Annotated in this window: 6 protein-coding genes; 1 reads left to right on the top strand and 5 read right to left on the bottom strand. The window is 40.9% G+C overall.

What is annotated here, in order from left to right:
* The 5 genes from HMPREF2918_RS11610 to HMPREF2918_RS04515 all read right to left on the bottom strand — a co-directional run.
* Positions 1 to 5,254, bottom strand: a 5,254-nt coding sequence (locus HMPREF2918_RS11610; RefSeq protein WP_305366774.1) for a Spy0128 family protein, incomplete at its 3' end; no start/stop codon positions are given.
* Positions 5,255 to 5,506: 252 nt separating this feature from the next.
* Positions 5,507 to 6,001: a beta-class carbonic anhydrase gene (locus HMPREF2918_RS04530; RefSeq protein WP_031575690.1), complete on the bottom strand. Its 495-nt coding sequence runs from the start codon at positions 5,999 to 6,001 to the stop codon at positions 5,507 to 5,509.
* 143 nt (positions 6,002 to 6,144) lie between these two features.
* Complete coding sequence (gene radA / locus HMPREF2918_RS04525; RefSeq protein WP_247913979.1) at positions 6,145 to 7,479, bottom strand: DNA repair protein RadA; 1,335 nt, start codon at positions 7,477 to 7,479, stop codon at positions 6,145 to 6,147.
* A 20-nt stretch (positions 7,480 to 7,499) separates the two neighbouring features.
* A complete protein-coding gene (locus HMPREF2918_RS04520; protein ID WP_070594701.1) occupies positions 7,500 to 7,967 on the bottom strand; it encodes an isochorismatase family protein in 468 nt (155 codons plus the stop codon).
* Between the two features lie 9 nt (positions 7,968 to 7,976).
* Complete coding sequence (locus HMPREF2918_RS04515) at positions 7,977 to 8,423, bottom strand: dUTP diphosphatase (RefSeq protein ID WP_070594702.1); 447 nt, start codon at positions 8,421 to 8,423, stop codon at positions 7,977 to 7,979.
* 428 nt (positions 8,424 to 8,851) lie between these two features.
* On the opposite strand from HMPREF2918_RS04515, the gene HMPREF2918_RS04510 reads away from it, so the two are divergent.
* Positions 8,852 to 10,248: Ig-like domain-containing protein (locus HMPREF2918_RS04510; RefSeq protein ID WP_256263189.1), on the top strand; the 1,397-nt coding region annotated here is incomplete at its 3' end.

The raw sequence follows: 10,248 nt of genomic DNA, 5'->3' as shown, positions 1-10,248 counted from the left end.
CAACGTATTTCTCTGGTTGGAACTTAGGTTCTGTTGGAGGGGTTACACGGTTGTTGAACTCTTTATCAGCTGCATCTGTTACGTTGGCAACGATTGCTTTAGCTGTACCATCGTGTGAAACAACCACTTTAACAGTAGCAACCATTGTGTCGTATTTGACAGTTGCATCTGTACCAGGAGTTTCTTCTACTGTGTAGTTGTAAGTCTTACCAAGATCATCACGACCGAATTCAAGAGTCTTGAAGACAATCTTACCAGCAGCGTCATTCTTCACGCGTTCAACTTCAACGCCGTCTTTCTTCAATACGAATTCGAATTCCTTGGCTTGAAGTTCACGACCTTCCAAACGTTTCGTGAAGTTCATTTCCACTGGAACTGGAACGCTGTTGACACGTTTTTGTGTTGGTTTTTCAGGTTTTTCAACTGTTTTGCTTACTGGGTTGTAAACGTGAACTGTTTGGTTGGCTGTATTTTCAATATCAGCACCAGCTTTAACAGATTCTTTAACAGTTGCTGGGATATCAAATTTATAGTAACGTCCAAACTCGAACTTAGTTGTATCGATAACAGGAGCGTTTACTTTATCTTTGATAAATTCATCTTTAGAAGTTGCAGTGATTGTACCGTTTTCAACTTTGATGTCGAATTTATTGGTTACTTCTGCACCAGTTACTGAATCATATGCTTTGATATCCGCTGCATTGACGTCCAATTTATCAGCGTCGTATGTATCAGATACACCAACGTATTGGATGTTGTTTGCTTCTGTGAATTTCGTAGTATCAAGCCATACTTGGTAAACCAATTTAGAACCACGTTTAACTGTCTTGGTATTCAAGTTTTCTGGTTCGTTGTTAGTTGTCTTGTCTACATATGGATCCGCATTTGTTTCAGTGTATTCATTTGTCAACTCATCGTCGTCATCCATCAACTTGTTACCAGTGATGTCATATTTCTCTTTAGAAACAACAAATTTTTCTGGTTGGAATTCTGGAGTTTCTGGAGGAGTAACTTTGTTGTTGAATTCTTTATCTGCAGTACCATCAGTAGCCTTACCGTTGGCATCTTTACCACCAGTTGATGTAACGTTTGTAACAGTTGTCAATGAGTGACCGTTCTTGGCAACTTCAACAGTAACAGTCGCCTTCATTTGGTCGTAAGTCATTCCGAATTCTTTGTTTTCAGGAATCACTTCTTCTACTGTATACGTATGAGTACCAACTTTCGTATTGTCGAATGACAATTCTGAGAAGGTTACCGTACCATCAGCTTTGTTGGTTACTGTTTCAACTTCTTGTCCGTTAGCATCTTTAAGGATGAATTTGAATTCACCATCTTTAAGCTCACGACCTGCCAATTTCTTAGTGAAGTCAAATTTCGTTACAACTGGAGAAACCACATAGTTGTTAAACTCAGTGTCTTCAGGCATTGTAACAGCTGCGCTCAAGAGACCTGTAGCTGCATTTTTAGTAACTTTAACTTTCACTTCTGCGTTCATAGTATCGTAATCGATGTTTGTATCGTTACCAGCTTTTTCACGCACAGTGTAAGTGTGTTCACCTACTGTGTTGTATTCAATTGCATCAAATGTAATAGATCCATCAGCTTTGTTTTTCTTAGTTTGGATCACATTGCCATTTTCAAGCAATTCGAATGTGAAGGCATCTGCTTCAAGTGCTTTACCTTCAAGACGTTTAGTGAACTTGAATTGAGCTTGTGTAGCAGCAGGTGTAAAGGTATTGTTGAACTCTGTATCTGTTGGAAGAGTTGCAACTGCAGTAAGTGCATGACCTGACTTCGTAACAGTAACTGTTACGTTCGCTTTCATTGGGTCATAAGTCATTCCTGCTTCAGAACCTTGAACTTCTTCTACAGTGTACTTGTGATCACCCACTTGAGCGTTTGTAAATGTCAAGGCATCGAAACGAACACGTCCACTAGCATCATTTTGTTTTGTTTGAAGGACTTTACCATCTTTGTCTTTCAATACAAAGCTAAATTCGCCGTCTTTCAATTCACGACCTGCAAGAGCCTTGCTGAAGTCGAATTGAGCAGTTACAGGAGCCACAACATGGTTGTTGAAGATTTTGTCGTCAGCACCAGTTGCTTCACCACCTGTTGAAGTCATTTCAGTCTTGGCACTCAAAAGACCTGTAGTGGCATCTTTCGTAACGGTTACTTTCACGCCGATTGTCATTTCATCGTAGTCTACATCGGCATTGTTGCCTTTCACTTCTTTAACAGTGTAGTTGTAGACACCTTCTTTATCAAATGACAATTCGCTAAAGTTAATCTTACCGTTAGCTTTGTTGGTTACAGTTTCGTTAACATTGTTATCACCAGTCAAGGTAAAGCTGAAATCACCAGCATTCAAAGTACCGTTTGAAAGTGATTTATCAAAGTCAAGGTTAACTTTCACCGCACCTGGAGTGAAGGTATTGTTGAACTCTGTATCTGATGGAAGAGTGTTCGTTGCTTTAAGAACGTGACCTTCCTTCGTAACAGTGATGGTCACTTCAGCCTTCATTGTATCGTAAGTCATACCAGCTTCTTTATTTTCTGGAATAACTTCTTCTACAGTATATTTGTGTGTACCAACTTGTGTGTTATCAAAAGTCAAATCATCAAAGGCTACAACACCTGCCTTAGTATTTGTCTTGGTTTGAATGACCTTACCATCTGAATCTTTCAATACAAAGCTGAATTCGCCAGCTTTCAACTCTCGACCTGCAAGAGCCTTGCTGAAGTCAAACTTAGTCTTAACTGGAGCGACAACGTAGTTGTTGAAGACCTTATCATCCGCGCTTGATTTGAATCCACCTTCAGCACTGTATTTAACTTTAGCTTGCAAATCACCTTGAGCATTTTCAGTTACAGTAACTGTCATCGAAACAGTCATTTCGTCGTAATCGACGTTTTTATCTGAACCTGGAATTTCAGTAATTGTATAATCGTAAGTACCAACTTTGTTGAAGGTTAATTTACTAAATGTTGCCTTACCGTCAGCTTTGTTAGTGACAGTTTCTTCATAGGCAGGAAGTGATTTATTTGGTTGTACTTCTTTAATTTTGAAGCTAAACTCACCATCAACAAGTACACGTCCTTCCAATTGTTTTTCAACTTCTGGAGTGACTTCGACTGGCTCTTGTTTGACATAGTAGTAAACCGGTTGTTTGTACGGTGTCAATGAGTTGAGCAAGTCAACGTTTGTACCGATACCATTTACTCCACGAACCAATTGTTCGTTTGGAGAAAGGTGACCGATGTTATCCCCTAAGAATGGTACGAATACTGTTTTCTTAGGTGTATATCCAGCAGCTGTTTGGAAGTCAAATGGAACTTCTTTACCGTTTGGATAGTTTACACCTTTACTATCTGTGAAAGCAATTGTGTTAAGAGGTGATTTCTTAACAACTAAATCTTCTTTATTGTAATCACCTGGTTTAATAGGCTTGGTTTCTGCTAACAACATATAACCATCTGTTTCCAAGGTACCATCAGAACGTTTACTTTGTTGTTTTGGATCTAATAAGTAAACACGAACTACTACAGATCCATCTTCACCTACGATTTCTTTAATACGTTTAATTCCTGCACGCTCAGCGTCCATGAATTTAGTTCCAACTTTGTAAGGACGGCTTACATAACCTGATTTATCGTTTGCGTCAGCTGTTTGGTACAATTTATATCCATCAAATTGACGCACTCCAGATGCTGTGAAGTTTTGGCCTTCCATAGCTTTAGTTGTATATCTAGCTAAGTCAACTTCATTCCCATTTTCTTTATAATCTTGTACTGTTACATCAGTTTTATTAGCGTTAAATGTTGGGTTGTTTTTATCAACTACTTTATAGTAAGTTGTTTTTTCAACTGACACTGGAATTTTAGCATTAGTATCAGTAATTGTACGACCGTTATAAGCTGGTTCTACAACGTTAATAATATCTGTTGAAGTACGAGCAGCATATACCGCATCGTATAATTTTTTCTCATCTGGAGTAAGATTATGTCCAGGAGCTACTAAAGCTTGAATGCTTGCTCCAGGTTCAAATCCAAATTGAATAAATGGTTGGTCAGTCTTACCAGGTCCCGCTCCTAAACCTTTATCGTAATCTACTTGATAAGTTAACTCTCCTCTAGATGCAGTAGCTGTCGTAGTGAATTTTTGAATTCCACTTGTTGCTGTAATAGTTCTAGTTTCTACTACATTACCAGTGTTTTTATCGAGCAATTCAACAACTGTATCTGTAGATTCATCGAATCTCTTATACGCGCGAGAGTAATAATTTGTGTTGTAACGTTCATTGAAGCGAGTAAGATCTACGATACTGTATGTGTACCAGTCTCCTTCTTTAGCAGCGTAACCAGCTGGTACCGTTTGAGACCTTACAGTTGCACCGTTAGCATCTTTAATTTCTGGAGTTACTTTTTCCCCATCTTTTAAGTAAGTACTTACGGCTACTGGGTTAGAGTTGTGGTCTCCAGTTACAGCTTCATTAGTAACAGCACGACGACTACGACGACGGCCACTTACTGCTAAAGCTCCTGCATTTGTACGTTCTGTAGCAGCATTTGCCACAGCCGTAGCAGCATCTGTACTTGCTGCTGTTTCTGCTTGCGCAGTTGTTTCTGTGCCAGTGATTGGAGCTGCTGAACTTACAGTAGCTGAAAAAGTAGTTGTTCCTGCTGGTGTAGTTGCTTCTTCTCTTGCAGCTGCTCTCTCTGAGCTTTCACCTGCTGCAGCACGAGTTGCAGTTGTTGGTGCTGTAGTAGCCGCTGTTGTAGAAGCTGGTTTAGAGCTGGTTTCTGCCTTTTTCGCTGTTGGTAGAGCGATTTCTGGCAATGAACCAACGTTTAGTGGTTTTGAAGCTTCTTCAGTTTTTTTAGTTTCAGCTGGCGCTACCTTATTTTCTGTAGCAGCTGGTGTTACAGCTGCCTCAGTTTTTTCAGTCGCTGAAGCTGGTGTTTCTGAAGTTGCAGTAGCAGTTCCAGAAAGGTCAATTTTTGGAACTGATGCCCCTTCCCCGTATGCCTTAGAAGCAGCTGGTGCTTCTGCTTGACTTGACTCAGTTGCAGCAGGTTGTGTTGCTTCTGAAGCTGCTGTTCCCGCAGATTCAGAGGCTGCTTTTGCTTCATCCGCTGACGCAGATTGAGCTCCTGCAGCAAAGAGTGCCGTTCCTAAAAGAACAGAACAAACCCCAACGCTATATTTTCGCAATGAAAAGCGCTGGCGCTTATTAAATACATCCTTCATTTATAGGATCTCCTTTTTCATATTTCATGATTCCATGATACAAATAAAATTGTAACATCCTTGACATCTACAGTCAATCTGTTGAAATTAATTTGTAATATTCTTGTTAAAATGTCATATTATACCACATATTTTTTAATAATTTGTGCTAAATTGTCACATTTTTTCCTATTCGGTTCACTTTTTTTATACCAAAAAAGAAGAATACGGGAAAACAGAGATCATTCTGTCTTCCTATACTCTTCTATATAATTATTTCACTTCTGAGATCAAACCAGTGTCCACATCATACACAGCTCCCGAAATAACGACATCCTCTGGAATCAAAGGAGAAGCTTTTAAAAGCTCCATATCTTCACGGACACTCTCCTCAATATCTTGAAACGGAAGGAAATCGCGATCTCCCACATCCACACCCAGTTCTTTCTTGAGGTGCTGACGGAAACCCTCGTTTTCAAAGGTCTGTGCGCCACAGTCTGTATGGTGCAAGACCACAATTTCACGGGTTCCCATTTGCTGCTGGGAGATGACCAAGGAGCGAATCATGTCCTCTGTCACGCGCCCTCCAGCATTCCGCAAAATATGGGCATCTCCAAGAGCCAGACCTAGTGCCGGCGCCACGTGAAGACGGGAATCCATACAGGTCACAATGGCTACTTGTGTTTTGGGCTTAATCGGAAGACGGAGGTCTCCATGTAGCGCCACATAAGCTTGGTTAGCTGTTAAAAAATTATCAAAATAAGACATGGTCTCTCCTTTATTCCTTTGAAATTCAAATCATCTATTATTTTACCACAACTCACTATTTCTGTCAGAGGAGACCTCCCGTCATCTGTCACATCTGAAAAAAAGCCTTAAACTTCCCGTTTAAGACTTTTCTACTATTAAAATTAAAATACTTTCTTCAAGACTTCAGACAGTGTACTCACACCGACCACTTCGATCCCTGATGGTGTCGTGATCCCCGTCAGAGAATTTTTCGGAACATAAATCTTGGTAAAACCGAGCTTGGCAGCTTCATTGATGCGTTGTTCGATCCGATTGACCCGGCGGACTTCTCCTGTCAAGCCTAGCTCTCCGACAAAACATTCCTGCGGGTTGGTCGGCTTGTCCTTGTAGCTGGAGGCAATGGCTACGGCTACGGCTAGGTCGATAGCCGGCTCATCCAATTTGACGCCACCAGCTGACTTGAGGTAGGCATCCTGATTTTGAAGGAGCAAACCCGCTCGTTTTTCTAACACCGCCATGATAAGACTAGCCCGATTGAAATCAAGCCCCGTTGTCGTCCGCTTGGCGTTACCAAACATGGTCGGTGTCACCAAGGCCTGCACTTCCGCCAAAATCGGACGCGTCCCTTCCATGGTGACCACGATAGAGGATCCAGTTGCCCCATCCAAGCGTTCTTCCAGAAAGACCTGACTCGGATTGAGGACCTCAACCAGTCCACCTGATTGCATCTCGAAGATCCCGATCTCATTGGTCGAGCCAAAACGGTTTTTGACCGCTCTCAGGATCCGGAAGGTATGATGGCGTTCTCCCTCAAAGTAGAGCACCGTATCCACCATGTGTTCCAGCATCCGAGGTCCTGCCAAGGTTCCTTCCTTAGTTACATGGCCAACGATAAAGATGGCGATGTTATTGGTCTTGGCCAGCTGCATGAGCTCAGCCGTTACCTCGCGTACCTGGGAAACTGATCCCTGTACCCCTGAAATCTCAGGAGACATGATGGTCTGGATGGAGTCGATGATGAGGAAGTTGGGTTGGATCCGCTCCACTTCTGCTCGCACGCTCTGCATATTGGTCTCGGCATAGAGGTAAAACTCACTGTCGATATCCCCCAAGCGCTCAGCACGGAGTTTGATCTGCTGGGCCGACTCCTCTCCACTAACATAGAGAACAGTTCCCACTTGAGATAACTGGGTTGATACTTGTAAGAGAAGGGTTGATTTCCCAATCCCTGGATCCCCACCGATGAGGACGAGACTTCCTGGTACCACTCCGCCTCCAAGGACGCGGTTGAATTCTTCCATCTCAGTCTTAGTTCGATGCACATTGATAGAAGTCACCTCAGCTAATTTCATGGGTTTGGTCTTTTCACCCGTCAAGGACACACGCGCATTCTTAACCTCGGTGACCTCAACTTCCTCGACAAAAGAAGACCAAGATCCACAGTTTGGACAGCGGCCTAGATACTTGGGTGAATTGTAGGCACAATTTTGACAAATAAAAGTCGTTTTTTTCTTAGCTATGATGATTCTCCTTCTACTGCGACTCCTATAGAGCGCCACTTATACAATGTATTTTGAAATTTCTTTTGGTTGGCAACTCCGACAGCAGACAAATCGACAGAAACCTGATAATTCTCCTTGACAGCTGCCAAAACGGAAGCCTTGACACAGCCATTGCCATCTACCCCTATAAACTCTATGCTTTTAGCACCGTTTCCCTCTAAAAGATCTTTTAAATCTGGATTAGTAAAGCAAGAAGCCCGACGCTTTTCAAAAATACGAGAAGATACAACCAGCAAGTCGGTCGCAAATTTCTTCTTTCTATCTTTTCTCTCCCAGAAAAAACGGTTGAGAATATAGATAACTCGGTCGCTAGGATAGGTAGCAATTTTGTCATTTACAGCTGCAGTCAGTTTTTCATGATATGCTTTTCCTACAGCAACGTAATCTGACTGCATGTCTACAACTAATAAATAGTCTGCCATTTTATTCCTTTATTTCCCCGTACTTCCAAAGCCACCGGTCCGCACACCGTCTGCTTCATCTCCATCCGCAATTAAGAAAGGAGCAAAGACAGCCTGAACCACGCGTTCTCCCACTTCGAGGACGACTTCCTGGTCGGTAATGTTTTTCATCTGAGCAAAGATATGGCCTTCATTTCCAGGGTTGCCGTAGTAGTCTCCATCGATAACCCCAACAGAGTTGATCAAGACCAATCCCTTCTTGCGAGGATTAGACGAGCGGTCATAGAGATAGAGCACCTCACCCACTTGCATATAGGCCTTGACCCCAGTTGGGACGAGGACGATTTCCCCAGGAGCAATCACCGTGCGCTCGGCTACCTTTAAGTCGTAACCAGCTGCGTGTGCTGTCTCCCGCTTTGGCAGTAAGTCCTGATTGGTGTAGCTTGATACAAGTTCAAATCCACGAATTTTTGTCATCATAATTCCTCTTTCATTCTAAATAGTTTCCATCTCTTCTATTATACCATCACTTTGCCCTAGCGTCTCTTCAATTCTACTATTCGTATTTTTTGAGTAAAAACCTCCTTTTTCACCTTCATTATTTGTAAATTATATGATGATTTCATGGTTGTTTTCTAAAAGAAAGTGAAAATTAATGAAACAGCTTAAAAACACCTAATTTCACCGATTTTAGCTTGAAGCCAATTATTATTTTTGCTATAATTCCCTGTGTAGGGAATAATTTTAAAAGTAAAATATTTTACCCTATAAAATTATTTAATGGAGGTCGTGTCTCAGCACTCAATTCTAATTACCAACAGATAGGATTTGAAAGATCCATATCGTTAAAAGTAATCAGGTATTGATGATTAGGCACTAATTTTTTTATGAAAAGGGAAGATAAGATGAAGAATAGGAATATCAAAATTTTCTCATTTGTCCTTTGTTTAGTGGCCATGCTTTTCGCTTTAGGTCTGAATCGCACTTCAGCAGAAACTCCTGGAGTGACAGTAAGCGGAAAATGGGTCGATACAATTTCAAACATACAAGTTTCCAATAATGAAGGCGGCAACCTTGATTGGGAATTAGGACAATGGGCAACGTTCCGTATTAATGCAACATATGATTTAGCAGGTAAAAATGTTAAAGCAGGTGACCAAACTACAGTTACCGTACCAGATGCATTAATTATCACATCCGATAGTTTTGAAATTCGCGATATTAACACAAATGAAATTATCGCTCATGCTACTGTTGATGCTGAAAATAAAAAATTAACATTAACGTATACAGACTATGTTGAAAAACATTCCGATACAAATGGATCGTTCTTCTTCTATGCCCGTATCGACTTCAAAAAGCACCCTCAACAAGGAGAAATTCCGGTTGAAGTGACGGTTAACAACAAAACAATTATTGCAGGTAAAGTTACCTTTAAAGGGGTTGGTGATGGTGATCCAAACCTTTTAAAGAAAACAAGTTGGGTTCACAAAGATGACCCTAAGACTATTTCCTATACCATTTCTGTGAACCAACTAAAGCAAAATATTAAAGAGGTTACAGTAGAAGACACATTGCAATTTACCAATGCTTCTTATGTTAAAGATAGTTTTCGTGTGACAAAAGGTGAGATGTCTTATGTCGATGGTGGATGGCAATTTAATAATACTAAGGATGTAACCAATGAACATCCTGTAACTGTTGGTGAAAATGGTCAATCATTTGTTGTGAATCTTGGAGATATTAGTGAGACGGATCAATACCGTATTACGTATGATGTTCATTTAAATTACTCACCAGTCGATGGGGAAATCTTAAATAACCAGGCTACTTTAAAAGGTAAGAACATCGATACTAAAGAAGCAGTAAATAAAGCTGCCGTTCAAATTGCTGGTGGTTCTGGTGTTGGTTATGTCTTTACCATTCATATTCACAAAGTAGATGATGCTAACCAACCACTTGCTGGAGCTAAATTCAAAGTGGTACGTCAGGCCAACAACCAAGTAATCGGGGAATATGTAACAGATGATAAAGGTAACATTACAGTCAATGGTCTTTTAAAAGATAAATACATCTTAACTGAGTTACAAGCACCTGAAGGTTATACCATTACTACTGCTGATACCCCAGTTAATGCTGAAGACTTTAGTGGAACTGATAAATCAGTGACGAAGACAATCGTCAATCCAAAAGCAAAACCTAAAGCAACTCAAGCTACCATCGAATTAGATAAAACTCTTACAGGACGTGATCTAACAGATGGTGAATTTAGCTTTGAATTGTACGAGGGTGCTAACAAGCT

The organism is Streptococcus sp. HMSC065C01, assembly GCF_001813525.1.
GTDB classification, from domain to species: domain Bacteria; phylum Bacillota; class Bacilli; order Lactobacillales; family Streptococcaceae; genus Streptococcus; species Streptococcus parasanguinis_V.
This window is presented reverse-complemented; position numbering and strand designations above follow the sequence as displayed.